Genomic DNA, 24,951 nt, shown 5'->3' on the forward strand with positions numbered 1-24,951 from the left:
AACTCCTTCTGGCAGAACGTCGCCCAAGGCGCCCTCCTCGTCGCCGCCGTCGTCATCCAGCAACGCCAGAGCGGCGAACGCGCCATCGGCCTCCCCGCCTGAGGCCTGCCACCCTCCAATCCCCTGATCCTCCGCCCCCTCGCGGAGCCGGACAGCGGCCGCCCCATGGCTGTGGCGTCCGCGGCTCCCCGGGAGGGCGGACCGGCGGCGCGCCGCTGAGGGTCGGCCGCGCCGCCACCGGCTGCCGGCCCCACCTGCCTCCTTACGGGCGGGCGGGGCCGGCAGCCTCCTTTTCTCAGCGCATTCCCAGGACCTGCGCCGGTGGCCCCGGGCGGCGCACCGTCTACGATGTTCACGCAGACACGAGAGAACGGACCGGTATGGACCACAGCGTGACGCCCGGCAGCACCACCCGCGGCAAGCCGCGCCCGCCGTCCCAGGCGGACGTCGCCGCGCTCGCGGGCGTCTCCTCCCAAACGGTCTCCCGCGTGGCCAACCACCGCCCCAACGTGGAGCCCGAGACGCGTGACCGGGTCCTGTCCGCCATGCGGATGCTGGGCTACCAGCGCAACAGCGCCGCCCGGGCCCTCACCCTCGGGCGCTTCCACGTCCTCGGTGTGGTCACCTTCGACATCGCCGCCCAGGGCAACGCCCGCACCCTGGCCGCCATCTCCCGCGCCGCCCAGGCGGCCGGGTACTCGGTGAACGTGGTCTGCGCCGAGGCCCAGACCGAGGACGCCGTGCAGCAGGCCGTCCGCCAGCTCACCGACCAGGCCGTGGACGGCCTGATCGTCATCGAGGCGCAGATCCTCGACCGGCGTGGCTTCGACATCTCCTCCGGCGTCCCGGTGGTCGTCGCCGACGGCGACCCCGAACGCCGCTTCCCCTCGGTGGACACCGACCAGGCCGCCGGCGCGATCGCGGCCACCCGCCACCTCCTCGACCTCGGCCACCGCACCGTCTGGCACATCGGCGGCCCGCAGGACTCCTACGCCGCGCGCCGGCGCGCCGCCGCCTGGCACAGCACGCTCAAGGAGGTCGGCGCCCCCGTCCCGCCCCTCGCCCTGGGCGACTGGACCGCCGCCTCGGGGTACGAGCTCGGCCGGGAGCTGGCCGCCCGCCCCGAGGTCACCGCCGTCTTCGCCGCCAACGACCACATGGCCCTGGGCCTGTCGCTGGCCCTGCGCGAGGCGGGCCGCCGGGTCCCGGAGGACGTCAGCGTGGTGGGATTCGACGACGTCCCGGAATCGGCGTACTTCGCGCCCCCGCTGACCACCGTCCGCCAGGACTTCGAGGAGGTCGGCCGCCAGTGCGTCGCCCTCCTCCTCGGCCGGATCGACCCGCCGGGCGGACAGCGCGCCGGGACGGAGCCCGTCTCCGTCACACCTCACCTGATCGTCCGGTCCAGCTCGACCCGCCCCCCGGCCGCCGGCCGGGCCTGAGCACCGCAGGCTCCCCGGCACCCGGTCGTCAGCTCAGCTTGATCTGCTGACTGCGGCCGCCGCCACAGGTGTTCTGCACCAGCGGGGCGCCGTCGGCGGTCGAGGCCCCCGAGATGTCCAGGCACTTCCCGCTGTGCCGCGCCAGCAGGGTGAGGTAGCCGCTGCCCGTGCTGCGCACCGACCACTCCTGGTTGGCGCCGCCGTTGCAGGTGTACTGCACCAGCGGGGCGCCGTCGGCAGTCGAGGCCTCGGTGACGTCCAGGCACTGCCCGCTGCCCCGCGCGACCACGTTCACGTAGCCGGGGCTGCTCGCCCGCAGCGACCACTGCTGGCCGGTGGCGCCGTTGCAGGTGGACTGCACGGCGGGCGCGCCGGCCGTGCCGGGGGCGCCGGGGACGTCGGCGCACTTGCCGCTGCTCCGCAGCTGGAGCGCCTTCCAGCTGTCGGGTGCCGCGCTGCGCAGGTTCCAGGACTGGTTGCTCCCGGTCGTGGGCCGGTAGACCCCCACCGGAGCCCCGTCACCCGTGGCCGAGCCCGTGACGTCGAGCAGGTCGCCCGTCGCCCTGTTGACCAGGGTGCCGTGGCCGTCGCCGCTGGTGGAGAGCATCCACAGCTGCTGCGCGGACGAGTTGGCCGCCGCGAAGCCGAGCGTGCCCGGGGTGGCGGTGGCGGTCAGGGCCTTGCCGTTCGCCGTGTTGGTCAGGCGGTAGGCGGCCGTGTTGTCGGAGCCGCCGGAGACCTTGGTGAACTTCCACTGCTGCGCCGGGTCGGCCGGGTTGGCGGGGTGCTGGACGGGGCCGCTCTGCGCGCTCGCGCCTGCGGACAGGGCCAGGCCGCTGTTGTCGTTGACGAGCTGCCGCACCTGCCCGGTGGGGGCGGCGGCGGTCACCGCGGCGTCGGTGCCGGTGGCGCCGGGGATGACGAAGGTGGTCACCGAGCCCGGGCCCACCGTGGTGGTGAGCGTCTTGGCGGCGGTGGCCAGCAGGTCGCCGTCGCGCTGCAGGTTCTTTCCGGTGTCGGTGGTGTAGCGCTCCACGGGGGTGGTGGTGCTGACGCTCTGGAAGGCCGCCAGGTCGAGGGTGACGCTCTGCGGTGCGCCGGTGGGGTTGGTGTAGACCGCCACCGTGCCCGTGCCGCCGGGGCGCAGGGCGGCGAGGGTGTTCGCGGAGTCGGTGGTGATCACCCGGGCCCCGGGCCGGATGAAGCGGCTGTAGTTGGCCATGGCCCAGTACTTCTTGTTCTTGCGGATCGGCTCGGCGCCCGGGTTCGTGGAGCTGAAGTCCACCTGGACGAGGCCCCAGTTGGCGTTCTCGTGGGCGGGCGTCATGTTGGCGTAGTCCTCGACGGCCTGCCACATCACCCAGGCGCTCGGCTCCAGCTCCCGGATGTCGTCGGTGACGTGCTGGGCGAAGTCGAGGGCGGGCGACATGTCGGTGAAGCTCTGCGGGACGGTGCCCCCGAGGTCGACCTCGGACATCCAGAGCGGCTTGCCGGCGCCCTTGGCGATGTCGCGCGCCCCGGTGCGGCCGCCGGTCTCGTACGTGTGGGTGTTGAGCTTGCCCACGGTCGAGCGCACCGCCGGTGCGTAGGAGTCCCAGTCGGAGCGGAACAGGTCGGGCCTGGTCTCGTCCATCGCCGAGACCGGGGTGCTCACGCCGGCCGCGTCCAGTGCGCCGCGCAGCGCGGTGACCAGGTGGGCCTGCGAGGCGACGTCCCAGTGGGAGCCCTCCTGCCTGCCGCCGGCGCCCCAGTAGGAGGTGCTCGGCTCGTTCATCGGGGAGAGGGCGCCGAAGGTCACGCCGGTGGCGGTCTGGGCCCGCTGCAGGGACCCGGCCAGGTAGGCGGCGAAGCGGTCGTACTGGTCGGGGCGGAGGTTGTCCTCCCAGCTGTTGGCCGCGCCGGAGACCAGCCCGCTCCTGGTCATGAAGTAGGGCGCGGAGTTGGAGAAGGCCTCGAAGGTGTCCGCGCCGCGGGTCTTCGCGGCCTTGAGCCACCATTGCTGGTTGGCGTCGGCGGCGGCGTTCCAGTGCGTGGGGTCGGCCGGGTTCCACCAGTCGGCGGGCTCGGTCCAGCCGGTGGTGCCGGAGGCCGGCGGGCCGAACGCCGCGGGGCGGTTCCAGTACCCCGGCACTGCGGCGCCCGGGCGCAGGTAGGGCGTCGTCTCGGGGCTGTCGCCGCCGCCGATGTTGTAGCGGGCGACGGTGAAGCCGAGGCCGTTCGGGCCGAAGAGGTCGTCGGCGAGCTGGGAGCGCTCGGCCTCCGGCCACCCGCCGGTGACGTTGGCGAACCAGGCGAGGGAGGTTCCCCAGCCCTGGAACGGCTGCTGCTGGTAGCCGGGGTCGAGTCGGACGGTGACGTGCGCGGCGGCTTCGTCGGCGAAGGCCGGCGGGGCGCTCAGCGTGCCGGCCGCCAGGGCCGCGGCGGCGGTGACGGCGGCACCGAGGCCGGTGCGGGCCCGGCGGGTGCGGGCTCTGCCGGCGCGGTCGGTGGGTTGCTTGCGCAGGGACACGGGTCCTCCTGGGCTGATGGTGGTCGGGCAGGACGAAGCCCCTCCGCCGGACACGGTGGTGGTGGAGGGGCTTCGTCGGGGGCTCGGGTCAGACGGTGGTGCGCTTCCACTGCTGGTTGGTGCCGCTGCCGCAGGTCCACTGCTCCAGGGCGGTGCCGTCGGCGGTGGACTGGTTGGTCACGTCCAGGCACTTGCCGCTGTGCCGGGCGATCAGGCGGACGTAGCCCGTGGCACCGGTGACCTTCTGGACCTGCCACTGCTGGGACGGCCGGCCGTCGCAGGGGTTCTGGACGGCGAGCGCGCCGTCGGCGGTCGACGCGTCGGCGATGTCGAGGCACTGTCCGCTGTGGCGGGCCATGACCTGCGCGTAGCCGGTGCCGAGGTTCTTGATCCAGAAGTTCTGGTTGGCGCCGTTGCCGCAGCCCCACTGGATGAGCTGGGCCGACTGGGCGGAGGAGTAGTCCCGCACGTCGACGCACTTGCCGCTCTGGCGGCCCGTCAGGCTCTCCCAGGTGGCCTTCATGCCGGCGACGACGCCGGTGGCGGCGTTCACGGTGATCTGCGGGGAGTAGCCCATGGTCATGGTGGTGGCGGTCGGGAACGTCAGCGGCAGCCAGACGTACTGGGAGTCGTTGACCGTCCCGCCGTTGGCGTTGCCCCAGCGGTCGCCCATGTACAGGTAGCCGGTGCCGCCGCTGCCCTGGACGGGCAGCACGAAGGCGGTCTGGCTGGAGTAGGTGACGGAGTCGCCGATGTCCTGGAGGTCGCTCCAGGAGCCGGTGACGCTGGTGGCGGTGCCGTACTTCTGCTGGTTGGGCGCCCAGCCGGTGGCGTGGGAGGAGAGCAGGAAGTAGACGCCGTCGCGCTTGAACATCGCCGGCGCCTCGCGGGACTGGCCGTTCCACAGGCTCTGCACCTGGGCGTCGATCCCGGTGTAGTCGGCGGTGAGGCGGTAGACGTGCAGGTCCCGGTTCTCGTTGGCGGCGGAGATCATGTACCCCGTGCCGTCGTCGTCCACGAAGGTGGTGATGTCACGGGACATCTCGCCCAGCGGCCGGAAGCTGCCGCGCCAGGTGTAGCTGCCATCGACGGTGGAGGAGACGGCCACCGCGGCCCGGGCCTCGCCGTAGTCCGCGCCGTTCTCCTTGTGCATCCACATGACGAACTGGCCGGTGGCGGCGTTGTACATCACCTTGGGCCGCTCGATCACGGCGTACTGCAGCTCCGGGGCGGTGGCCTGGCTCAGCACGTGGCCGCGGAACTCCCAGGTCCGGAGGTCGCTGGAGCGGTAGCTGGAGACGTAGCGGAAGGTGTTGTCGGCGTTGCGGTCCTCGCCGAACCAGTAGTAGTACTTGCCGACCTTGATGACGCCGCCGCCGTGCGCGTGCACCGGGTTCCCGGCGGTGTCGGCGAACTGGGTGCCGTTGGTGATCGTCACCGTGGCCGCCTGGGCGGTGCCGACGCCCTGGAAGAGGGGGAGGAGCAGCGCCAGCAGGGCACCGAACAGGATCGTTCTCAATCGCGGCATGACTTCATACCTCTGGGTCTCGCAGATGCGCGCGTGACGGCCGCGTCCGGTCCTGGTGGCGCGGAACTGCCAGGGCCGACGTGCTGTCAGGCACCCTGTTTCAGGGCATGCCTGACGTCGAACTCCCGCGCACGGCGAATGCGGTGGGGGCGGGCTTGTCGTGCGGGCATCTTGGGTGGGGGTGGAATTCGTCGTGCGGGGTCGAGGACGGCGGGCCGGTGGAGCGGCGCGGCGCAGGGGCAATCATTTCCGGTGAAGGAGCTTGCGCGCCGGATCGACAGGCCGGGGGCGGCCTTGTGGGCAGTCCCCGTCGTCCCGTCCGCGGCGTCCGGAGGATGACCGGGGAGTAACCGTCTGTCGGCGCCCCCAGCGCGTCCGTCGCGGGGATGTTGGCGCAAACAAGCGGTCGACGGAGAGTCTCGGAGCGCCGTCCGGCAGTGTCAAGGGTTTCGTCCAAGTTGCGCCCGGACGGGACGAATCGGCCCGCCCGGTGAACTCCGCGTTACCGAGCCATCACTTCTCCGTGACGGAATCGGCGGCACCGGCTGCGGAAGTGACAGGAGCCCCCGGGTGTGCCGGGGGCTCCTGGTGTGTGCTGTGGTCCGAACGTGTGGGTTTCCGGGGGGTTCCCCCTCGGGGTCGGCGGGCCGCGGCCCGCCGGTGGGCTCAGCGGCCGTCGAAGAGGTGGGCCAGCCGGGTGGGTGTCAGGCGGATGTCGTCGAAGTCGACGCGGCAGCCCTCGCCGACCGGCGACTGGACTTCGATGCCGACCCGGACGGGAGCCGGCCCGTCCAGGGCGAACTGCCTGATCAGGCGCCAGGTACGGCCGTCGGAGGAGACGTGGAAGGCGAACGCCGGCGCGAACCGGCTGATCCGCAGCCACAGGGCGTCGCCCTCGACCGGTCCCGCGACCGCGTCGTCCGAGCGCCCGCGGGTGACCACCGAGTAGACGCTCGGCGCTCCGTCCGGTGACTGCTCGAAGTTGAGCTTCGCCCAGTGGTCGGCGTCCGACCGGACGATGAGGGCGCCCGCGTCCCACGGGGCCCGGAACCCGACCCGGAGCCGGGCGGAGAACTGCCAGTCCCCGTCCGGCGGGTCGACCAGCGCCGTCGCGGCGTTGCGCCTGGCCTCGCCGGTGAGCGGGTCGGTGAAGACGTCGGTGCGGGCGGCGGCGGTGACGGACAGGACGTGGCCGGCCAGGGAGCAGGCGGCCGGGGCGGGCGCCCAGCGGAGGGGGGAGGCGAATGCGTCGTCGAGGCTCATGGCGTCATTGTTGACACTGGGCGAGGGGGATCCACCAAAGATCCACAGACTCAGCCAGATCCGATCGTTGAGCCGTGATCTGACGAGTCGCCCGAGGAAAGATTGTTGCATTGTGGTGACTTCAGTTTAATGCTGTGCGTTAATGGGGAGGAGATTCCTGTGGGAGGCGCATCATGAGCAAGTGCACCGGCGACGCCGGCCGCCCGGGCGGCGCGGTCGGGGCCCACCTGCCGTCGGCCGCCCACCGTCCCACCGCGCCGCGCGTCCCGACAGAACCGTCCGCGAGGGGTGCCGGCGTACACAGGACAGTCACCGGGCTCGTGGACCGCCGCGAGCTCCTCCACTACGACGTCGAGGCCGGGACCGGCCGCGACACCTCCTTCGCCGCCGTCCCCGAGGTGCGGGCCCGCCTCGTCCTGGACGCCTGGACCGACCGCACCGCCGAACTGTCCGCCCTGCCGGACGTCCAGCAGGTCCACTGCTTCGAGAACCGGGGCGTGTTCGGCGGCGAGCATGTCCTCGAAGTGGTTGCGTCCGGTGCCTTCCCGGTGGGCCTCGGCGCGGGCGATCATCCTGGCGGTGCGCGCCGCGGTGAAGGGGAGGGCGTAGACCGCCGTCACCCGCCGCCCGGTCGCCAACGGCGAACACTGGAGCGCCTTCGTCCCGTTCGCCGCCCGCCGGTCCTACGAAGTCCACCTCCATCCCAAGCACCGGGTGCCCGACCTCACCTGCCTCGACCCGCACGAGAGGGCCGAACTCCCCACCGCCTACCAGGACTTGCTGCGCCGCTTCGACCTCCTCCTCCACAGCGGAGCGGGCCGGCCGGGCGCCGCTCCCTACGGCGGCGCCTGGCACCAGGCCCCCAAGCGGGGCGGGGCGGAGCCGGCCCTGCACCTCGAACTGTTCACCGTCCGCCGGACGGCGGACCGGCTCACGTGCCGGGCCGGCGTCGAGCCGGGGGCCGACGCCTTCGTCAACGACGCGTGCCCCGAGGACGCCGCCCGCCGGCTGCGCGAACTCGCCGGGTGAGCACGGGCGCCGCAGGTCACGGCCGGATCGGGAGGTCCCGGGTCCGGCCCGGCGGCCCGCCGCCGCAGGGCGCCCCGAGCCCTCCCGAGCCCCCTGCACCCGGCCCCGGGAGGCCGGGGGCGGCCCCCGGGGGCCCGGCTGTCGGTTTCTGATCGTTCCGGCGGTAGCCTGCCCTCTGGACGTAGCGGGACATCGATGCCCGCCCAGGTCGTCAGGGGAGCTCGTGACCGATCAAGGGATGCTGGCACCACAGCGTCAGGCACTGATCCTGGAGGCCGTGCGCCGTCGTGGCGCGATGCGGGTCGCCGAGCTGGTCGAACAGCTCGGGGTGTCGGACATGACCATCCGCCGCGACCTGGACACCCTGGCCCGCCGGGGCACGGTGCAGAAGGTGCACGGCGGCGCCGTGGCGATCGGCGCCTCCAGCACCGACGAGCCGGGCTTCGAGGCGAAGTCCTCGCTGGAGGAGGCCGCCAAGGCCGCCATCGCGGACGCCGCCGCCGCACGGGTGGAACCCGGCAACGTCGTCGCGCTCTCCGCCGGCACCACGACCTTCGCGGTGGCGTCCAGGCTGCTCAAGGTGCCGCAGCTGACCATCGTCACCAACTCGCTCGCGATCGCCGACCTGGTGTGGGCGGCCGGCCGCGACGCCGGGGCGAGCACCCCCTCGCTGCTGCTGACCGGTGGATCGCCCACCCGCTCGGCCGCCCTGGTCGGCGCCCTCGCCGAGCAGACGATCCGCTCGCTCCACGTGGACCTGCTGATCCTGGGCGCGCACGGCGTCTCGGAACGGGCGGGCCTGACCACGCCCAACCTGGCCGAGGCGCAGGCCAACCGCGCCATGATCGGCTCCGCCCGCCGGACCGTGGTGGTCGCGGACCACACCAAGTGGGGGGTGATCGGCCTGAGCAGCTTCGCGGAACTCGCCGAGATCGACTGCTTCATCACCGACGACCCGCTGCCGGCGCAGGCCCGGGGCACGCTCGAAGAGGCGGTCGGCGAGCTCGTGGTGGTCTCCACCGCCGCCGGCTGACCCGCGCGAGCAGGCGCGGGCGGGGCCGAATGCCCCCGCCCGCGCGGCCGGTCTCAGGCCGCCCGCGCCCCGGACCCCGACCCCGACCGGGGGCGGGGTATCGACACGAAGCGGTCCGGCAGTTTGACCGTGCGACAGTTCGCACCCGCGAGCGCGGACGTGATCAGCCGCGCCAGTCGCTCGTCGGTGGAGAACACCCACATGCCCGGGACGAGCACGATCCGGTGCTGCCCGTCGAGGACGGACCTGGTCAGCAGCTCCAACTGCGGGCGCACGCCCGCGGACGGGGCGCCGTTGTCGAAGTAGAGGACGGGGGCGAGCAGGCCGAGGCGGTTGGCGAAGCGCCGCAGGGCCTCGCGGTGGGCGGCCATGCCCCGGGGGTCGAGGGGGAAGCAGCGCAGATAGGCCGCGGGGGCCAGACGGGCGGTCGGAGCGGTCACGGAAAGCCTCCTCTTCGCAAGCCCCCCAGAACCTCGCCGGAACACCGGCGGCCCACCCTCCGTACGGACGGCCGGGGTGGCGCCGGGCGGACTCTCCCACCCGCCGGTAGCGTCCGGACCGCGTCCTTGGGTTGCATCATCGGGTCCGCCGCCTGCCGAGTCAATGCCCAACCGCATCCTGGGCGGCTCGGGCGTGCGGTCGGCGGCAGCGCGCTCCGCGCGCCGACGCGGCCGCGGCCGTCGGGCAGGGGAGCCGGTGCCGGTCAGGTCGCGGACGGCCGCCGGTGGTGTGATCCACCCCGGGACGGAGCGGTCCTCCGGACGGATAGCCTGAGGGAGTCGCTCGCGTCCGGAGCGTCACGATGTGAGGAGTCCCGACATGGCCGACGCCAAGAACGCTGTGATCCACACCAGCCGCGGTGCCATCACCGTGGAGCTGTTCCCGAATCAGGCGCCGAAGACGGTGCGCAACTTCGTGGAGCTCGCCGAGGGCACCCGGGAGGGGGCGACCGACCCGCGTACCGGCGAGCCGATCAGCGGCCCGTACTACGACGGCACCCCCGTCCACCGGATCATCGACGGGTTCATGATCCAGGCGGGCGACCCGACCGGAACCGGTCGCGGCGGCCCCGGGTACACCTTCGGCGACGAGCGCTACCCGGACCTCGTCTTCGACAAGCCCTACCTGCTCGCCATGGCCAACTCCGGCCCCGGCACCAACGGCTCCCAGTTCTTCATCACCCTGGGGCCGGCCGCCTGGCTGAACTTCAAGCACACGATCTTCGGCAAGGTCGCGGACGCCGCCTCCGAGAAGGTCGTGGCCGAACTCGGCTCGGTGGCCACCGACGCGAACGACCGGCCGCTTGAGGCGGTCACCATCGACCGGATCGAGATCAAGCGCTGAGACCCCTCGGTGAGCACGAACCGGCCGCCGCCCCGTCACGGTGACGGGGCGGCGGCCGGTTCGCCTCGTTCCGGCCGGACCACCGGCCCCGGGGCCGGTGGTTCAGGGGGACGGGACCGGCGCCGGCGCGGGTCGGCCGTCGCCGTACACGCTCGCCATCGAGGAGGTGCCGGTGGTGAGGAAGTCCCGGATGGCCGCCAGGTAGGTGTCGCGGTCGACGGTGCCGCCGCCGTCGGGGTCGAGGGCGTCGAAGGCCGCGTCGACGTCGCCCTCCGCGTTCCCGGTCGCGGTGCGCAGCCGGCTGAACTCCTCGCGGGTGAGGCGGCCGTCGGCGTCGGCGTCGGCGAGGTCGAACAGCGAGCCGAGGGCGGGCCGGCAGGTCGCCTCGAACGCGTCGTGTCCCGCCCAGGAGCGGTACTCCTCGAAGGTGACGCGGGAATCGTGGTCGGCGTCCATCTGGCGCCAGACCTCCTCGTGGGCGGTCCGGGCCGCGACGACGAGCGGGTCCCGGGCGTCGCGCCCCATGGCCGCGGCCGCCCGGTCGACCCGGGCGACGTACTCCGCCCGCGAGATGACGCCGTCGCCGTCCGTGTCCAGCATGGAGAAGATGCGGCGCTTCGCCGGATCTGACATTGCGTGTCCTCCTGGTGGCTGTCCGTGGTTCTCGCCGGTCACGCTATCCAGTGGGACCGCCCTGGCGGCGCAGGCGCGTCGACGCCCGGCCCGGCTCCGGCTCCGGGCCCGCCCCGGGTTCACAGCCAGCCGCGCTCCTTGGCGCGCAGGGCGGCCTGGAAGCGGGTGGTGGCGCCGAGGCGGGTCATCAGGTCGGCGACGTGGGTGCGGTACTTGCGCAGGGAGATGTTCAGCTCGCGGGCCGCGTTCTCGTCCTTGCTGTGCTCGCTCAGGGTGCGCAGGACCTGGGCCTCGACGGTGGTGAGGTCGAGGTGGTCGAGGTCGGTGGCGCGGGTCCAGAGCCCTTCGAACAGGTCGACCAGCGCGGCGACGATCCCGGGTTGGCCGATCTGCAGGGTGTCCGACTCCCGCCGGGCGGGGTCGAGGCGGACGAAGGCGACCCGCCGGTCGACGATGAGCAGCCGGCGGAACGGTTCGGGCGTCACGCGGTGGACGTCGCCCAGGTCGTGCCAGTGCCGGGCGTAGGCCATCTGCTCGGGCCGGTCGAGAGCCGCCGTGCCGACGAGGGTGCGGCAGGCCATCCCGTCGGCGAGCGCCCGCCGGAACCGGAGGGCCGTTTCGTCGCGGAGCGGAACCCCGCTGCGGGGCAGCGGTTTGGCGTTCAGCGTCTCGACGCGTCCCGGCATCGTGCGGATCCGGTGGGTGACCTGCGCGGTGTCCCTGATGCGCTCGACGAGCTCGACGCGGCGACCGTGGCGGGCCTCCTCGGCGAGCTCCCACACCACGTCGAACGCGGAGTCGAGCCGGGCCAGTTCGCGGGAGGTGTGCTCCACGCGGCGGCGGACGAGCAGGTCGACGGCGGCCGCGGGGGGCAGCGGGGCCAGCGTCGCGTCGAGCAGCCCCAGGGCCCGCAACTCCCCGAGGACCGCCCGCACATCGGGCAGGCCCAGGTCCGCGCCCGCGGTGTCGGGATCGCTCGGCCGGGTACGCAACACGTAGCGGTAGACGCGCTCCTGGTCGTCCGTCAGACCCAAGCTCTGCAAACTCATGGCCGCCCCCGGGTCCGTGCAGTTTCCTGCATCAAGTCTTGCATCATCTGCCCGTTCCGCCGAGAGCGGGTGCTTGACAGGCTGAGGGATTGCCGGGGCGGAGCGACCGCCCGCGGCGCCGATCGACAGCGGATCGCACGATGGACACCGCGTCGCACGCTCGACACCGGATCGCACGTTCAACAGGGGAGACATCGTCATGGGCCACCTCCGCAGTTTTGCCCCGTGGATCGCCGTCGCGGTCCTCACCGGCACCGTCGACCTCCGCTGGGCCGCGCTCACCGGCCTCCTCCTGGCCCTCGCACTCGTGGTCACCCAGCGCCGCGCCGGCCGGGGCTGGGACGCCCTGGTGATCGAGGCCAGTGCCGTCGTCTTCCTGGCCGGCTACACCTGCGCCGCCTTCGCCGCGCCCGACTCCACCGCCGTCGCCCACTACGGCCCGCCGCTGTCCTCGCTCTGGCTGGCGGCCACCGCCTGGGGCTCGCTCGCGCTCGGCCGGCCCTTCACCCTCGGCATCGCCCGCACCCAGACCCCCGAGCACGTCTGGAAGAGTCCGCTGTTCCTCCGGGTCAACCGCGTCATCACCGCGGTGTGGGCGGCCGCGTTCACCCTCGCCGGCCTCGGTGGCGCGCTGCTGCGCCACTACCGGCCGGACGCGGGCGACGCCCGCACCCTGCTCACCGTCGCCACGTTCGTCCTGCCGCTCCTGTTCACGGTCCGCTATCCGACGCTCGCCCGTGCCCGGCACGCGGCCGCGGCGGGCCCGGCCGCCCGGTGAGCACCCCTGACGCCGGTCGCCCGGTCCGTGCGTCGTCCGCGGCGACGGGCCGGGCGGTGTCGTCGTAAGTCGGTTGCCCCGTCCGCCGGGCGGGCGGCACAGTGGGCGCATCGCGCCGCACCACCAGGAAGGAGCGCGACCGTGAACGCCTTCACCCGCTTCCCCTGTCAGCGCTCCCCGTATCAGCGCTTCCGGTACTCCCGGATCCGGGGGACGTCCTCGTAGTGCGCCCGTCGGCCGCCGGCCGGGCCGCCTCGGGGGACGGTCCCCGCCGAGGCGGCCCTTTTTCGGCGCGGCGCCTCCGCCGAGGGCGAGCTGGGCACGGGAGAGCCCAAGGGTCTGTAACACCCCTGCTTCGGCTGTGACGGTTCGACTCCGTCCTCGCCCACCCACGCCGGCTCCGCACAGCAGATGGCCTGCCGCGCTGGGGATCTGACGTCGTTTCAGTGTCAGACCCGCCGAGCATAATGAAGTATCGCCGCAGACGGGGGCCGTCCTGGCGCGGCCGGATCCGCATGCCGAGGTACCCGCGCGAGCGGGGCGGAATCCGTGCGCCGCAGGTCGTCAGGCACCTCGTCCGGCGCCAACTGGGGGAGTGGATAGATGATCTTCATCGGTATCGTCATTCTGGCCGGACTCGTCCTGTTCGGCATCATCGCCGGCTCGATGACGGACGGCGGGGACCGGAAGAGGAAGTCCCGTTACCGCGGCGGGGATTCCGGCGGCAGCGACTCCGGCGGCAGCGGCGGCGGTTGCGGCGGGGGCGGCTGTGGCGGAGGTGGTTGCGGCGGCGGCTGCGGCGGCAGCTGAGCGCCCGGCCGCCGGGAACGGAGCAGGCGTGCTCTCACGAACGTACTCCCGTCGCGTCGACCGCGTGCAGGCGGCCGTCGACGCGCTCGAACTGCCCCCCGCCGTCTACCGGACGTGCCCGTTCGAACCGCGCGAGCTGGTCGAGACCGGGCTGCGCCAGTGGCTGCGCTGCTGCGGGGCGGCGATGCTGGACCGGCAGGTCATCGGCATGCCGTCGTTCGCCGTGGACGAGGCGTGGCACGGGCTGATCCTCTGCACCGAGCGCTACGCGGCCTTCTGCCGGACCGCCTACGGGCGGTTCCTCCACCACCATCCGCAGGGCGGAGAACTCGCCGGCAGCGCGCGGCGCGCCGGATCGATGGCGGAACAGCTGCGCCGCACCGCCGTGGCCTGGTCGTTCGTGGCCCGGCCCGGGATCGTGTTACTTGGTGAAGCCGATGTTCTCGTACAGGTAGTCCGAGAGGCCCGGGGCACCGAGGTTGGCGACCGACTTCTTCACACCGAAGATGGCGGGGCGCTGGTACAGGGTGACCAGGGCGGCGACCTTCCAGGCCTCGGCGTCGGCCTTGTTGATGGCCGCGAACTCGGTCTCGGGGGTCTGGGCGGCGGCGGCGTCGGCCATCGCCTGGTCCAGCTCGGGGCTGCCGACCTGGCTGTAGTTGGCGCCACCGTCGGTCTTGAAGTTCGCGGTCGCGGAGCTGGCCGGGAACGGCGTGCCGATCAGCGAGAACGCCGTCATGTCGAAGTCGTACTTGTAGATGTACTTGTCGAAGAACTCGTTCGACGGGGCGGTGAAGATGTTCACCTTGACGCCGACCTGCTGCAGCATCTGGGTGAGCATCGAGCCCTCGTTGGTGGCGATGGTGACGCCGGCCGGGATGACGAACTTGAGGTTGAGCTCCTTGCCGTCCTTCTTGCGGACGTCGCCGTCCATCTTCCAGCCCGCCTCGTCGAGCATCTTCTTGGCGGCCTCGGGGTCGAACTTGCTCAGGCCGTCCGAGTTGTCCTTGTAGCCGTTCTGGTTCGGCACCAGGAAGTGGTTGTTCATCGCGGCGGCCGGCCAGCCCAGGCCGGTGAGGTCCGACTTGGCGATGGTCTCGCGGTCGATGGCCTTGAAGAGCGCCTGGCGGACCTTGGGGTCGGTCAGCATCGGGCTCTTGCCGTTGAACATGAAGTGGCGGAAGTTCGGGCCGCCGGCCTCGCGGACCTCGCCGCCGGCGGTGGACTGGATCTGCTTGTAGCCGGACGCGTCCGGGCCGTTGTCGTAGAAGTCGATCTCGCCGTTCTGGAACGCCTGCGGCATGGTGTTGGTGTCCATGGCCTTGTAGACGATCTTGTCGAGCAGCGGCTTCTGGCCCCACCAGGCGGGGTCGGCGACGACGGTGACGGTCTTGGCGGTCTGGTCGATCTTGTCGAGCTTGAACGGGCCCGCCGAGGTCGGGATCTTGTCGACGTACGCGGTGTTGAAGACGTCCGGGGTGGCGACGTACTTGGCCGGGAACAGCGGCGCGTTGGCGGCGTTGTTGAACAGCGCCTGCCACTCGGAGAACGGCGACTTGAAGGTCATGACCGCCTGGTAGTCGTCGGCACCCTTGACGACGCTCTCGACCTGGTCGAAGCCGGTCGTCGAGGTGGCCTTGAACTCCGGGTTGGTGCCGTTCTGGGCCTTCCAGTTGGCTTCCAGGTCCTGCCAGGTGATCGGCGTGCCGTCGTTCCACTTGGCCTTCGGGTTGAGGGTCCAGGTGACGACCTGCTTGCCGTCCTTGGTCTCGGACTTGGCGTCGAGCAGGTAGTCCTTGTTCGGGGTCTGGGTGCCACCGGCGTCCGAGTGCCAGAAGGTCGGCATGAGCGCCTTCATGACGTCGGTCGTGGAGACCTCGTTGCCGTCCGCCTCCAGCGGGCTCCACTGGCTGGAGAGCTGGTCGATCGCCCAGTTGAGCGTGCCGCCCTGCTTCAGGTCGGCACGGTCCTTCTCGTTCATGGCCCGCTGGGTCATCTTCGGGGCCTCGGACTTGGCGGGAGCGGCGTCCCCTCCGGAGGAGCTGCTGGAGCAGGCGCTGAGGCAGAGCGAGGCGGTGGCGACGGTGGCGACCAGCGCGACCGGGATCCGGGTGTGCTTCAAGGGGTTCCCCAGGGAGTGTGCGGAAGGGTGGATGGACCCAGCGGGCCGCCGGAGCGGAAGGTGCTGGAGGGTTGGCACTGCGGACTTGCGGGTGGGGCCGGACCGGGTGGTTCCGCCGGGCCCGGCCCCCTTTCGTGGGGGTCGGATCGTGGGGTCAGATCACTTCGAGGGCGGCGGCGAAGTGGCAGGCGGCGACGTGGTCGTCGGAGAGCCTGCTGTTGCCGGGGTCCTCGTCGCGGCAGCGCTGCTGCTCGGCCTCGCTCAGCGCCGGGTGCTTCGGGCAGCGGTTGCGGAACCGGCACCCGGTCGGCACGTTGGCCGGGCTGGGCAGGTCGCCGCTGAGCAGGATCCGGGTCCGCTCGCGTTCCCGGCGCGGGTCCGGGAGCGGGACGGCGGAGAGCAGCGCCTGCGTGTACGGGTGGGAGGGCGCGTCGAAGATGGACCGGGAGTCGCCCAGCTCGACGATCCGGCCCAGGTACATCACGGCGATCCGGTCGGCGATGTGCCGGACCACCGACAGGTCGTGGGCGACGAACAGGTAGCTCAGACCGAGCTTCACCTTGAGCTCGTCCAGCAGGTTGAGCACGCCCGCCTGGATCGAGACGTCGAGGGCGGAGACCGGCTCGTCCAGGATGACGAGGCGGGGCTCCAGGGCGAGCGCGCGGGCGATCGAGATGCGCTGGCGCTGGCCGCCCGAGAACTCCTGCGGGTAGCGGTCGGCGTGGTCGGGGTTGAGGCCGACCATCTCCAGCAGCTCGGGGACGCGGGCGGCGATCCGCTCCTTGTCCCAGCGGTGCGTGCGCAGCGGCTCGGCCAGGATGTCACCGATCGGCATCCGGGCGTCCAGGGCCGCCATCGGGTCCTGGAACACGATCTGCATGTCCCGGCGCAGCGCCTTGCGGTCGGCCCGGCCGAGGCCGCGGACGTCCTTGCCGAACACGGTGACGGTGCCGGCCTGGCCGCTGGGCAGGTCCAGGATCTCCAGCAGGGTGGTGGTCTTGCCGCAGCCGGACTCGCCGACCAGGCCGAGCGTCTCGCCCTCGCGGATGTCCAGCGTGATGCCGTCCACCGCCTTGACCACGCCCACCTTGCGCTTGATCACGGCGCCCTGGGTGAGCTGGAAGTGCTTGGTCAGCCCGTCGATCTCCAGCACCTTGGGGCGCTGCTCGCGCGGCACGCTCTCCAGCGTGACGGCGGCCGGGAGTTCGGGCACGGGGTAGATGGTGGCGGGGTCCAGTGCGCCGGCCAGTTCGTGGCTGCGGTGGCAGGCGGTGGGGTGGGTGTTGCCCTCCTTGACCGACAGCGCCGGCTCCACCTCGCGGCAGCGCTCGACGGCGATCGGGCAGCGGGCCGCGAACGGGCAGCCCTCGGGCAGCTCGACCATCGACGGCGGGGTGCCCTCGATCGGGGTCAGGGCCCGGCGCCCGGTGTTGTCCAGCCGGGGGATCGAGCCCAGCAGTCCGATGGTGTACGGCATCCGCGGGCGGTAGTACACCTCGTCGACACCGCCGGACTCGACGGCCCGGCCCGCGTACATCACCTGGACGCGGTCGGCGAAGCCGGCGATCACGCCGAGGTCGTGGGTGATCATCACGATCGCCGCGCCGGTGACGTCCTGGGCCTTCTTCAGGACCTCCAGGACCTGCGCCTGGATGGTCACGTCGAGGGCGGTGGTGGGCTCGTCGGCGATGATCACCTTGGGGTCGTTGGCGATCGCCATGGCGATCATCGCGCGCTGGCGCATGCCGCCGGAGAACTCGTGCGGGAAGTTGTCCACCCGGCGCTTCGGGTCCGGAATGCCCACCACGTCCAGGAGTTCGACGGCCCGGGTGCGGGCCTGCTCCTTGGTCATGTCCTGGTGGATCCGCAGCGCCTCGACGATCTGGGTGCCGACCGAGTAGACCGGGGTGAGCGCGGACAGCGGGTCCTGGAAGACCATGCCGATGTCCTTGCCGCGGATCTTCGAGAGCTCGTTGTCGGACAGGCCGAGCAGCTCACGGCCGCCGAGCCGGACCGAACCGGAGACCTCCGCGGCTTCGGGCAGCAGCCCGAGCACGGCCATCGAGGAGACGGACTTGCCGGAGCCGGACTCGCCGACGATGCCGAGCACCTCGCCCGGGCGGACGGCGTAGGAGACGCCGCGGACGGCGCGGACCTCGCCGGCCTCGCTGGGGAAGGAGACCTGAAGGTCCGTCACTTCGAGTACGGGCTGCGGCTTGTCCAGCCGGGTGTCGGTCACCGGTCGGAGTCCTTCCTTGGTACCGGGGGTGCTGGTGTCGGGCTGCGGGGGCTGGAGCGCGTCCGTCATGACGAACTCACGACGTCCCGGGTGCCGCCGGGGAGCGTGGCGCCCCGGCGGGCGGCGTTGCGCTCGGCGAGGGCCCTGCGGCGGCGCCCCTTCGACTTCGCCCCGCCGGAGGTCGGGTCGAAGGCGTCGCGCAGACCGTCGCCGACGAACGCGACCGCGATGCCGATCAGCACCAGGCAGGTGGCCGGGAAGTAGAACAGCCACTGGAAGGTCGGCGCGTTGGTGGTGTTGTCGGCGATGATCGTGCCGAGCGAGACGTCCGGTGCCTGCACGCCGAAGCCGAAGAACGACAGGCCGCTCTCGCCGATGACCGCAGCACCGACCTGGATCACCGTGTCAATGATCAGCAGCGAGGCCATGTTCGGCAGGATGTGCCGGATGATGATGACCGGGCCGGGGACGCCCATGTACTTGGCGGCCTTCACGAACTCCCGGTCCTTCAGCGTCAGCGTCATGCTGCGGACCACCCGTGCGGTGATCATCCAGCTGAACGCCGCGAGCAGGACCACGAAGATCAGCCAGCTGGAGTTGCGGAAGATCGGCGACAGCACGGCGATGATCAGGAAGCTCGGCAGGACCAGCAGCAGGTCGACGAACCAGGTCAGGCCCTTGTCGATCCAGCGGCCGTAGTAGCCGGCGAAGGCGCCGACGAAGCCCGCGACCACGGTGCTGATGCCGCCCACCAGCAGACCGATCACCAGCGACTTCTGCAGTCCGCGCATGGTCAGCGCGAAGAGGTCCTGGCCGCCCTGGTTGGTCCCCCACCAGTGGTTCCCGCCGGGCGGCGCGTTGAAGGCCATGTAGTCGTGGAAGCGGTAGTCGTACTTGCTGAACGACGGGCCGGCGTACGCGGCCACGAACAGCACGACCAGGATGCCCAGGCCGACGAGGGCGAGCCTGTTGCGGGCGAAGCGGCGGGCGGTGAGCCGGCCCCGGCCGGTCCGCTTGCGGGCGGCGGCGGGGGACTTCGGGGCGGCGGCGGCCGGGGTCTGCGGGACACCGGCCGTGGCGGCGGCCAGGGCGGAGACCGCCTCGCCGCCGGCGGCGGAGGTGTTCGAGGGGGCGGGTTGGTCGGCGCTCATGTTCTCTCTCCTCTACGGGTGTTGGGGTGCTCGGCGGGGTGGGGTGCGTCAGCGCACCCGGACCCGGGGATCGAGCGCCGCGTAGAGCAGGTCGGACAGCAGACCGGCGATCAGCACCAGGCCGGCGGTGAACAGGGCCACCGCCGACGTGGTGTTGACGTCGTTGCGGGTGATGGAGTTGATCAGCAACTCGCCCATGCCGTGCCAGCCGAAGGTCTTCTCGGTGAAGGTCGCACCGACGAACAGCAGCACGATGTTGAACACCAGCAGCGGCACCACCGGGAGGATCGCCGTGCGCAGGCCGTGCTTGACCAGGGCGGTGCGCCGGCGCAGGCCCTTGGCCCGGGCGGTGCGCAGGAAGTCGCTGCCGAGGACGTCGAGCATGGTGCTGCGCTGGTAGCGGCTGTACAGGGCGATCTGGATGAGGATCAGCGTCAGGCCGGGGAGCAGCATGTGCTCGGCCCGGTTGCCCAGGGCGGCGAAGTCCCAGCGGCCGGCGAACTCGGCGTCCGTCTCACCGGTGAAGTGGATGGTGCCGGCGCCCAGGAACTTGATCGTCAGCAGCTTCAGGAAGAGGCCGAGCACGAAGACGGGCATCGCGAGGACGAAGAACGAGGCCAGGGTCGTGAACCGGTCGAAGAACTTGTACTGCTTGATCGCGCCGATGGTGCCGAGCGCGACGCCGCCGACCGAGCCGACCAGGGTCGCCAGCAGCAGCAGCCGGGTGGAGACGCCGATCCGGCGGCCCACCTCGCTGTTGACCGGCGAGCCGTCGATCGACTTGCCCAGGTCACCGTGGATCACACCGTTCGCCCAGGTGCCGAAGCGGCTGACGATCGGGGTGTCGGGGTTCATGTTGACGTCGTCGAGCGTCTTGCTGATGGTCGCCTTGGCCAACGGGGGGTTGCGGCCCTCGTAGTTCGCCTGCGGGTGCAGGCTGAGCCCCGCGACGAAGTACGAGAGAGAAGCCGCAAGTATGACGAGTATCAAATAGTTGGCCAACTTGCGGAGCATGTAGCGGCCCAAGGCGGTTCTCTCCCTCGTGCGGACCCGCGCCCACCGACGGAACAGGACTCCGGGGTCCGTGAGGACGGAGGACCGTGCGCGGACTGCCGTGGAGCGTCTTTGATGTCGGACGGATGGTCGGAAAGGTCGGCCGCCACTGTCAGGCGGCTCGGATGCACATCTTGCTGACCGGGCGGAGGGCTGTCGACTGACGCTTTGTCAAAGGTTAGGTAAAGAAGGGTTCAGTCCTTTGGGTGACGGCCCTCTTTGACCATGGCTTCCTCGGTCCGAGTCGCAGGCCACGAGGGGTTTTGCAGGCTCAGGGGCTCCCGGAACGCATGGTTCCACCGGTCGAAGCGTTTGTCCGGTTATGTTCGTGCATGTCCCGCCAGTGGCGAGGATTCGCCAACAAACGGACGCCGTGAGCTGCCTGATCGAGCAGTCATTTCACCGCCTCCCAGCTGTCACTCCGGCCCCACGGGACGGTGTCGCGGGAGCGTCGGGACGGTTGCGGCACGGTGGTCTCCCGTCGACCTTAGTTGACGTGTGCGCGTCGGGCGCGATCATTTTCGGTCGACCGGGACGGGCGCCCTGGCGCGGCGTGCTCTGGCGCGCGGTGCATCGGTGCGCGGTGCTCCGGTACGCGGCGCTCTGGAGCGCGCTGTTCAGGTGCGGGGCCGCCGGTGGCCGCCGCGCAGGACCAGCGCGGGCGTCCCCTCGTCGTACGCCCCGCAGCCGGTGGCCGACCACGGCGACCACTGCTGCGGGATCGTGTAGTACGGCACCAGCACCGGACCGGTGCCCCGGCGCCGGGCCGGTGCCGGCAGCAGTGCGGGCAGCACGTCCGGGCTCTGCCCGGCCAGGATGGCGTTGCGGCAGGACGCGCAGGCCGGGCGCCGGTCCGCGGCGGCCTCCCGGGCGCCGACGGTCGGCCGGTGCCGGGCCTTGCGCGACGCCTTCCCGCCCTTGCCGCCCTGGGCGGGCGGGACGACCGGGCCGTGCAGCGGGTTGTAGAAGCAGCGGACCACCGGCGGCCGGCGCCGCCCGCCCGCGTGGGCGGTGTGCGCGGCGGCCAGCCGCTCGACCGCCTGGTCGACGAGGACCACGACGGCGGTCAGATCGGGCAGGTCGGTGTCGTCCGGCCGGGCGAGCGCCTCGTCGAGCAGCCGCCCGGCGGCGTCGTACGCCTCCAGCGCCCACAGGTAGTCGCGGCGCGTCACGGTCTCCTCGGGCGGCGGGCTCAGCTCGGCCGCCCGGAAGAGGTCCCCGGCCGCGGCGACCCGCTCGGCGGCGATGGCGGACAGCCGGTCGCGCAGCACCTGCCACTCGCGCAGGACGACCTCACCGGCCTCCTTCGACTCCCGGCGGCCGGGCGGCCGGGACCGCCGTTCCTCGGACCGGAGCAGGTCGAGGAACCACCAGCGGCGCAGCATCTGGAACACCCCCGTCAGGACGTACGTCGCGCGGTCAGCCGCGGCGGCGCGAACTCGGCTTCCCGCTGACCTCGCCGCGCGGCCGGGGCCCGGCACAGTCCGTGACGGCTCCACGGGCGCGGCGGCGGACGTCATGGCGGGACATGACGGCAGGGTACCGATGTCCGCCCCCACCGCACCGGCCTCGCACCCGATCTCGTGGAGGAGCCCCGGAGGCAGCGCCGTGCGGGTGGGTGTGCGCCGGAGGTTCGGGCCCCGGAACGGGGCCGGTGCGGGTGACCGAGGGGGCTCGGTCACCCGCACCGGGGGTGGGGTGTCGCCGGGGGTGGCGTGCTGCTTCACCCCGGGGTCAGGCTCAGTTGTCGCCCACGCTCCAGTTGCCGCACTGGAAGATGCTGAACGGGAAACAGATGTAGCCGCTGCCGGTCTGCTCCTCGCTGTCGAGCAGCTGCAGGGCGTTGACGTCCTCGGTCATGGTGTTCTCCTTCTGTGGAGGGGGAGTTGTCACATGTCGTTGATGCTCCAGTTGCCGCACTGGAAGATGCTGAACGGGAAGCACATGTAGCCGGTGGTGGTCTGCTCCTCGCTGTCGAGCAGCTGCAGGGCGTTGACGTCCTCGGTCATGGTGGTCACCTCCTTTCGGCCGGGTCGGGGGCGGGGAGCCAGAGGCGCGGTCCGCCGTGGTGGAGCCGTACCAGCAGGCCGAGGGGCCCGCCGAGTCCGGTGTTGTAACCGACGCCCACCCTGGTCAGGGTGTCGTCGGGGATCAGGAGCAGCCCGTCGTGGACGACGTGGCGTGCGTGGGCGCAGGCGAGGAGTTCCTCGGCGCGGCGCCGGTGGAGGGGCTCGTCGAGGGCGTCGGCGAGGTCGAGGAGGAACTCGGCGTTTCCCGCGAGGCCGTGGCAGGCGGCCGGTGAGCTCTGCCACCGCCAGCGGTACACCTCGGCCGCGGCCTGTTCGGCGGTCTCGCGGTAGCGCGGGTCCCCGGTGGCCTGCCAGAGGCGGATCAGGAAGGTGCCGATGCCGGAGGCGCCGCTGCACCAGTGGGGCGCGTGGGCGGGAGCGTCGGCGCCGCGGTCCTCGACCGGCCAGGCGGCGGCGCCGTCGCGGACCCGTGCGGTGGCGAGCAGCGTCTCGGCGGCGACCCGGGCGGCGTGGACGAAGTCCTCCCGTTCGGCGGCGAGTCCGGCGAGGAGCAGGAAGGTCGCGACGCCGGCGACGCCGTGGGCGAAGCCGAGGTGGGTGATGCCCGCGAGTTCGGAGTCGAAGTCGGCCGGGACGGGCCACACCACACCGGAGCGGCCCTGCGCGGCGGTGGTCAGCAGGTGTTCGGCGGCGGTCACCGCGCGTCGGCGGAACTCCTCGTCGCCGGTGGTCCGCCAGAAGTGGAGCTGGGTCAGGCCGGCGCCGGCCACGCCGTGGCAGACGTCGGGGTTGGGCCAGCGCAGCGGGACGGCGCGGGCCAGCTGGGCGGCGTGTGCGGCGAGGCCGTCGTCGCCGAGCAGCCGGGCCGCGTCCAGCAGTGCCCAGGCGGTGCCGGAGCGGCCGAAGTGCAGTCCGGGCAGCAGCTGTCCGCCGGTCCCGGCCCGGGCGGCGATCCACTGCGCCGCCTCGGCGACGGTGGCCCGCAGCCGCGGGTCGGCGCGGTGGGCGGCGGCTGCGGTGAGGACGGACAGGACGCCGGCGGCACCGTGCTGCACGTTCAGCGGGTCGGTCCCCTCGCCGGAGGGGCCGGCGGGCCAGAGCCGTACCGGGTCCTGCGGGGTCATGGTGTCCATCAGATGGGTCAGCCCGTCGGCGAGCAGCCGTCGCGCGGTCCGGTCGTCCAGGACGGCGCCGCTCCCCGGGGCGGCCGCGGTGGCGGCGGGCAGCGCGGCGAGCGCCGCGCGGGCCTTCGCCAGGCTCCAGCGGTCGTTCAGGTCCTCGGTCATGAGCCCGAGGACGAGCGGGCGGAGGTCGGTGAGGTCCGGGCGGTCGGCGAGCGCGGTGGCGAGCAGGGCGGCGGTCCGTTCGTCCCGGCCGCGGGCCGCCCCGCGGTCCGGGGCGAGCGCCGGGTCGGTACCGGTCAGCAGGTGGCACAGCACGGCGCCGAGGCTGTAGAGGTCGGACTCCGGCGCGGGGGCGGGGCCGCTCGGTGCGCCGTCGACGACCTCGGGCGCGCCGAAGCCAGGGGTGTGCAAGCGCAGGACGTGGTCCCCGGGGCGGGCGAGGGACTCCAGGTCGATCAGGCGGACCTCGCCGTCCGGGGTGACCATCAGGTTGTTGGGATTGAAGTCCCGCAGGACCAGGCCGAGTTCGTGGACGGCCGCGACGACGTCCAGCAGTTGCCCGGCCAGGTCGAGCACCGGGGCCCGGTCGGGGCGAAGCCGCTCGGACACCCAGGCGCGCAGGGTGCGCCCGGCGACGAGCTCCTCCACGAGGTACCGGTTGCCGCCCTGGCCGAAGACCTCCACGACCTGCGGACATCGGCCGAGCGGTGCGAGCAGGGCGTGCATGGCGGCCTCGTGGTCGAGCAGGTCGCCGGCGTCGGTGCCTTCGAGGACGGCCCCGACGTGCCGGCGGGCCTCCTTGACGACGACCTCCCGGCCGGTCCGCCGGTCGGTGGCGAGGAAGACGCCGCCCTTGTAGGCGTGCCGGATCGCCTTGTGCACGACGTAGCGGTTGTTCAGCAGCACGCTCGTCCCGGGGGCGGCCGGGGGAGTGTCGGGGAGCGGGAGCGGGAGCGGCGAGGCGGCCCAGGCGGGCGGGGTGAACCCGGCCGTGCGCCGGTCGCGGACGAAGGTCCCGTCCGGCGCCTGCAGCATGGGTTCGACCGAACCGTCGTTGGTGAGCCGGGGGGAGCCACGGAAGGCTCCGTAGCGGTAGTGGACCGGGCTGTCCGGCCGGTACCGGCGGTCGGAGAGGATGCCCGGCCCCGGCAGGTGCGCGGTGGCCCGGTGCAGTTCCTCGGCGAGCCGGCGGAAGTGGTCGTCGTCGTCCGGGTAGACGGTGATGAACTTCCCGCCGCCGCCCCGGTCGTAGCGGGCGGAGACGAGTTCCGTCAGCCGGCCGGGTGTACCGGCGCACTTGAACGGGGCCCGGGCGGCGACGAGCACTTCGGCGGCCCGGGTCAGCACCGTCGGGGCGGAGAGCGGGGTGGCGGACACGTGCAGCTTCCAGCCCTGCCGGCGGCCGAGGCCGGCGTCGTCCGGCCGGACGTGGCACCAGAAGTCCCCGGGAGTGACGGTCCAGCCCCGCGCGCCCTGACGGCGCAGCACCGCCCCGATCAGGTCGGGGTAGAACGTGGCGTACGGATCCGCCGAGCCCTGACCCGCCGTCTGCCCCTCTGCCATCGTTCTTCCTTCGTCCGTGGAGCCCTGCCGGAGCCGGTCGGCCTCCGAGCGCATCGCCGATCCTGGCGGCGCGGGGACATCCGGTTCATGGGGGACGACCACGTATCTTCCGGCCGTGAACCCCCATGGGGCCGGTCGACGGCTCGCCGAACGGTCCCGACCCCGGGCCGGGTCCGGTGGGTCCGCCGGGGCGCGTGGTGCCGTAACGGCTCCGTCGGCCGCCACGGCCGGCGGGCGGGGGCGGGTTGACG

The 24,951-nt window shown here is 72.5% G+C and carries 20 protein-coding genes, 1 tRNA gene and 2 pseudogenes; 8 read left to right on the forward strand and 15 right to left on the reverse strand.

Going from position 1 to position 24,951, the window contains the following annotated elements:
• The first annotated feature begins 380 nt into the window (after positions 1-380).
• Positions 381-1,442, forward strand: coding sequence for a LacI family DNA-binding transcriptional regulator (locus tag ACZ4UX_RS23020; protein ID WP_465708023.1), 1,062 nt, complete (start codon positions 381-383; stop codon positions 1,440-1,442).
• A gap of 28 nt (positions 1,443-1,470) precedes the next feature.
• Here the strand turns inward: ACZ4UX_RS23020 and ACZ4UX_RS23025 are convergent, their stop codons facing one another.
• From ACZ4UX_RS23025 to ACZ4UX_RS23035, 3 genes are all read right to left on the reverse strand, one after another.
• Complete coding sequence (locus ACZ4UX_RS23025) at positions 1,471-3,951, reverse strand: RICIN domain-containing protein (protein ID WP_465708024.1); 2,481 nt, start codon at positions 3,949-3,951, stop codon at positions 1,471-1,473.
• A gap of 88 nt (positions 3,952-4,039) precedes the next feature.
• Positions 4,040-5,479, reverse strand: coding sequence for an RICIN domain-containing protein (locus ACZ4UX_RS23030; protein ID WP_465708025.1), 1,440 nt, complete (start codon positions 5,477-5,479; stop codon positions 4,040-4,042).
• Between the two features lie 666 nt (positions 5,480-6,145).
• The gene (locus ACZ4UX_RS23035; protein ID WP_465708026.1) at positions 6,146-6,742 is read right to left on the reverse strand and encodes a DUF1349 domain-containing protein; all 597 of its coding nucleotides are present in this window, start codon (positions 6,740-6,742) and stop codon (positions 6,146-6,148) included.
• A 173-nt stretch (positions 6,743-6,915) separates the two neighbouring features.
• Between ACZ4UX_RS23035 and ACZ4UX_RS23040 the strand changes: the two are divergent.
• The 3 genes and pseudogenes from ACZ4UX_RS23040 to ACZ4UX_RS23050 form a co-directional block, all read left to right on the forward strand.
• Positions 6,916-7,191 (forward strand): annotated as a pseudogene (locus ACZ4UX_RS23040) (hypothetical protein); the annotation flags it as partial.
• A gap of 193 nt (positions 7,192-7,384) precedes the next feature.
• Positions 7,385-7,771 (forward strand): annotated as a pseudogene (locus ACZ4UX_RS23045) (galactose-1-phosphate uridylyltransferase); the annotation flags it as partial.
• Between the two features lie 223 nt (positions 7,772-7,994).
• Entirely contained in the window at positions 7,995-8,804 is an 810-nt protein-coding gene (locus tag ACZ4UX_RS23050) for a DeoR/GlpR family DNA-binding transcription regulator (RefSeq protein WP_465708027.1), read from the forward strand.
• Positions 8,805-8,857: 53 nt separating this feature from the next.
• Here ACZ4UX_RS23050 and ACZ4UX_RS23055 read toward each other — a convergent pair whose 3' ends face one another.
• Positions 8,858-9,244, reverse strand: a complete 387-nt coding sequence (locus ACZ4UX_RS23055) for a hypothetical protein (protein WP_465708028.1) — start codon at positions 9,242-9,244, stop codon at positions 8,858-8,860.
• A gap of 379 nt (positions 9,245-9,623) precedes the next feature.
• Here ACZ4UX_RS23055 and ACZ4UX_RS23060 point away from each other — a divergent pair, with 379 nt between their 5' ends.
• The gene (locus tag ACZ4UX_RS23060; protein WP_465708029.1) at positions 9,624-10,148 is read left to right on the forward strand and encodes a peptidylprolyl isomerase; all 525 of its coding nucleotides are present in this window, start codon (positions 9,624-9,626) and stop codon (positions 10,146-10,148) included.
• Positions 10,149-10,250: 102 nt separating this feature from the next.
• Here the strand turns inward: ACZ4UX_RS23060 and ACZ4UX_RS23065 are convergent, their stop codons facing one another.
• Positions 10,251-10,781: an EF-hand domain-containing protein gene (locus tag ACZ4UX_RS23065; protein WP_465708030.1), complete on the reverse strand. Its 531-nt coding sequence runs from the start codon at positions 10,779-10,781 to the stop codon at positions 10,251-10,253.
• A gap of 119 nt (positions 10,782-10,900) precedes the next feature.
• Entirely contained in the window at positions 10,901-11,830 is a 930-nt protein-coding gene (locus ACZ4UX_RS23070; protein ID WP_465708031.1) for a LuxR C-terminal-related transcriptional regulator, read from the reverse strand.
• Between the two features lie 199 nt (positions 11,831-12,029).
• On the opposite strand from ACZ4UX_RS23070, the gene ACZ4UX_RS23075 reads away from it, so the two are divergent.
• The 3 genes from ACZ4UX_RS23075 to ACZ4UX_RS23085 all read left to right on the forward strand — a co-directional run bounded on the left by ACZ4UX_RS23075 (position 12,030) and on the right by ACZ4UX_RS23085 (position 13,418).
• Positions 12,030-12,608: a hypothetical protein gene (locus tag ACZ4UX_RS23075; protein ID WP_329491616.1), complete on the forward strand. Its 579-nt coding sequence runs from the start codon at positions 12,030-12,032 to the stop codon at positions 12,606-12,608.
• 308 nt (positions 12,609-12,916) lie between these two features.
• Positions 12,917-12,996: transfer RNA gene (locus tag ACZ4UX_RS23080), tRNA-Tyr, on the forward strand.
• A gap of 215 nt (positions 12,997-13,211) precedes the next feature.
• Entirely contained in the window at positions 13,212-13,418 is a 207-nt protein-coding gene (locus ACZ4UX_RS23085) for a hypothetical protein (protein ID WP_465708032.1), read from the forward strand.
• A gap of 105 nt (positions 13,419-13,523) precedes the next feature.
• On the opposite strand, the gene ACZ4UX_RS23090 is transcribed toward ACZ4UX_RS23085, so the two are convergent.
• From ACZ4UX_RS23090 to lanL, 9 genes are all read right to left on the reverse strand, one after another.
• Positions 13,524-13,676, reverse strand: a complete 153-nt coding sequence (locus tag ACZ4UX_RS23090; protein WP_465708033.1) for a hypothetical protein — start codon at positions 13,674-13,676, stop codon at positions 13,524-13,526.
• 163 nt (positions 13,677-13,839) lie between these two features.
• Complete coding sequence (locus ACZ4UX_RS23095) at positions 13,840-15,540, reverse strand: ABC transporter family substrate-binding protein (protein WP_465708034.1); 1,701 nt, start codon at positions 15,538-15,540, stop codon at positions 13,840-13,842.
• 154 nt (positions 15,541-15,694) lie between these two features.
• On the reverse strand, positions 15,695-17,848 hold the full coding sequence (locus ACZ4UX_RS23100) for an ABC transporter ATP-binding protein (protein ID WP_352297084.1): 2,154 nt from the start codon (positions 17,846-17,848) through the stop codon (positions 15,695-15,697).
• Positions 17,845-18,930 (reverse strand): ABC transporter permease, encoded by a 1,086-nt coding sequence (locus ACZ4UX_RS23105; RefSeq protein ID WP_465708035.1) that lies wholly within the window; start codon positions 18,928-18,930, stop codon positions 17,845-17,847. Before ACZ4UX_RS23105 ends, ACZ4UX_RS23100 begins: the two co-directional genes overlap by 4 nt.
• Before the next feature lie 48 nt (positions 18,931-18,978).
• Positions 18,979-19,932, reverse strand: a complete 954-nt coding sequence (locus tag ACZ4UX_RS23110) for an ABC transporter permease (protein ID WP_352297078.1) — start codon at positions 19,930-19,932, stop codon at positions 18,979-18,981.
• A 668-nt stretch (positions 19,933-20,600) separates the two neighbouring features.
• The gene (locus tag ACZ4UX_RS23115) at positions 20,601-21,377 is read right to left on the reverse strand and encodes a hypothetical protein (RefSeq protein ID WP_465708036.1); all 777 of its coding nucleotides are present in this window, start codon (positions 21,375-21,377) and stop codon (positions 20,601-20,603) included.
• A 346-nt stretch (positions 21,378-21,723) separates the two neighbouring features.
• Complete coding sequence (locus ACZ4UX_RS23120; RefSeq protein WP_465708037.1) at positions 21,724-21,843, reverse strand: ALQxL family class IV lanthipeptide; 120 nt, start codon at positions 21,841-21,843, stop codon at positions 21,724-21,726.
• Positions 21,844-21,872: 29 nt separating this feature from the next.
• A complete protein-coding gene (locus ACZ4UX_RS23125; RefSeq protein WP_329491624.1) occupies positions 21,873-21,992 on the reverse strand; it encodes an ALQxL family class IV lanthipeptide in 120 nt (39 codons plus the stop codon).
• Positions 21,993-21,997: 5 nt separating this feature from the next.
• The gene (lanL, locus tag ACZ4UX_RS23130) at positions 21,998-24,700 is read right to left on the reverse strand and encodes a class IV lanthionine synthetase LanL (protein ID WP_465708038.1); all 2,703 of its coding nucleotides are present in this window, start codon (positions 24,698-24,700) and stop codon (positions 21,998-22,000) included.
• Between the last annotated feature and the right edge of the window lie 251 nt (positions 24,701-24,951).

This window comes from Kitasatospora sp. NPDC028961, from assembly GCF_055564815.1.

Bases quoted from the DNA above. Each gene is read 5' to 3' on its own strand.
- ACZ4UX_RS23060 (WP_465708029.1), top strand. From the start codon at position 9,624: ATGGCCGACGCCAAGAACGCTGTGATCCACACCAGCCGCGGTGCCATC.
- ACZ4UX_RS23035 (WP_465708026.1), bottom strand. From the start codon at position 6,742: ATGAGCCTCGACGACGCATTCGCCTCCCCCCTCCGCTGGGCGCCCGCC.
- ACZ4UX_RS23100 (WP_352297084.1), bottom strand. From the start codon at position 17,848: ATGACGGACGCGCTCCAGCCCCCGCAGCCCGACACCAGCACCCCCGGT.
- ACZ4UX_RS23070 (WP_465708031.1), bottom strand. From the start codon at position 11,830: ATGAGTTTGCAGAGCTTGGGTCTGACGGACGACCAGGAGCGCGTCTAC.
- ACZ4UX_RS23105 (WP_465708035.1), bottom strand. From the start codon at position 18,930: ATGAGCGCCGACCAACCCGCCCCCTCGAACACCTCCGCCGCCGGCGGC.
- ACZ4UX_RS23125 (WP_329491624.1), bottom strand. From the start codon at position 21,992: ATGACCGAGGACGTCAACGCCCTGCAGCTGCTCGACAGCGAGGAGCAG.
- ACZ4UX_RS23020 (WP_465708023.1), top strand. From the start codon at position 381: ATGGACCACAGCGTGACGCCCGGCAGCACCACCCGCGGCAAGCCGCGC.
- ACZ4UX_RS23030 (WP_465708025.1), bottom strand. From the start codon at position 5,479: ATGCCGCGATTGAGAACGATCCTGTTCGGTGCCCTGCTGGCGCTGCTC.
- lanL (WP_465708038.1), bottom strand. From the start codon at position 24,700: ATGGCAGAGGGGCAGACGGCGGGTCAGGGCTCGGCGGATCCGTACGCC.
- ACZ4UX_RS23120 (WP_465708037.1), bottom strand. From the start codon at position 21,843: ATGACCGAGGACGTCAACGCCCTGCAGCTGCTCGACAGCGAGGAGCAG.
- ACZ4UX_RS23065 (WP_465708030.1), bottom strand. From the start codon at position 10,781: ATGTCAGATCCGGCGAAGCGCCGCATCTTCTCCATGCTGGACACGGAC.
- ACZ4UX_RS23085 (WP_465708032.1), top strand. From the start codon at position 13,212: ATGATCTTCATCGGTATCGTCATTCTGGCCGGACTCGTCCTGTTCGGC.
- ACZ4UX_RS23075 (WP_329491616.1), top strand. From the start codon at position 12,030: ATGGGCCACCTCCGCAGTTTTGCCCCGTGGATCGCCGTCGCGGTCCTC.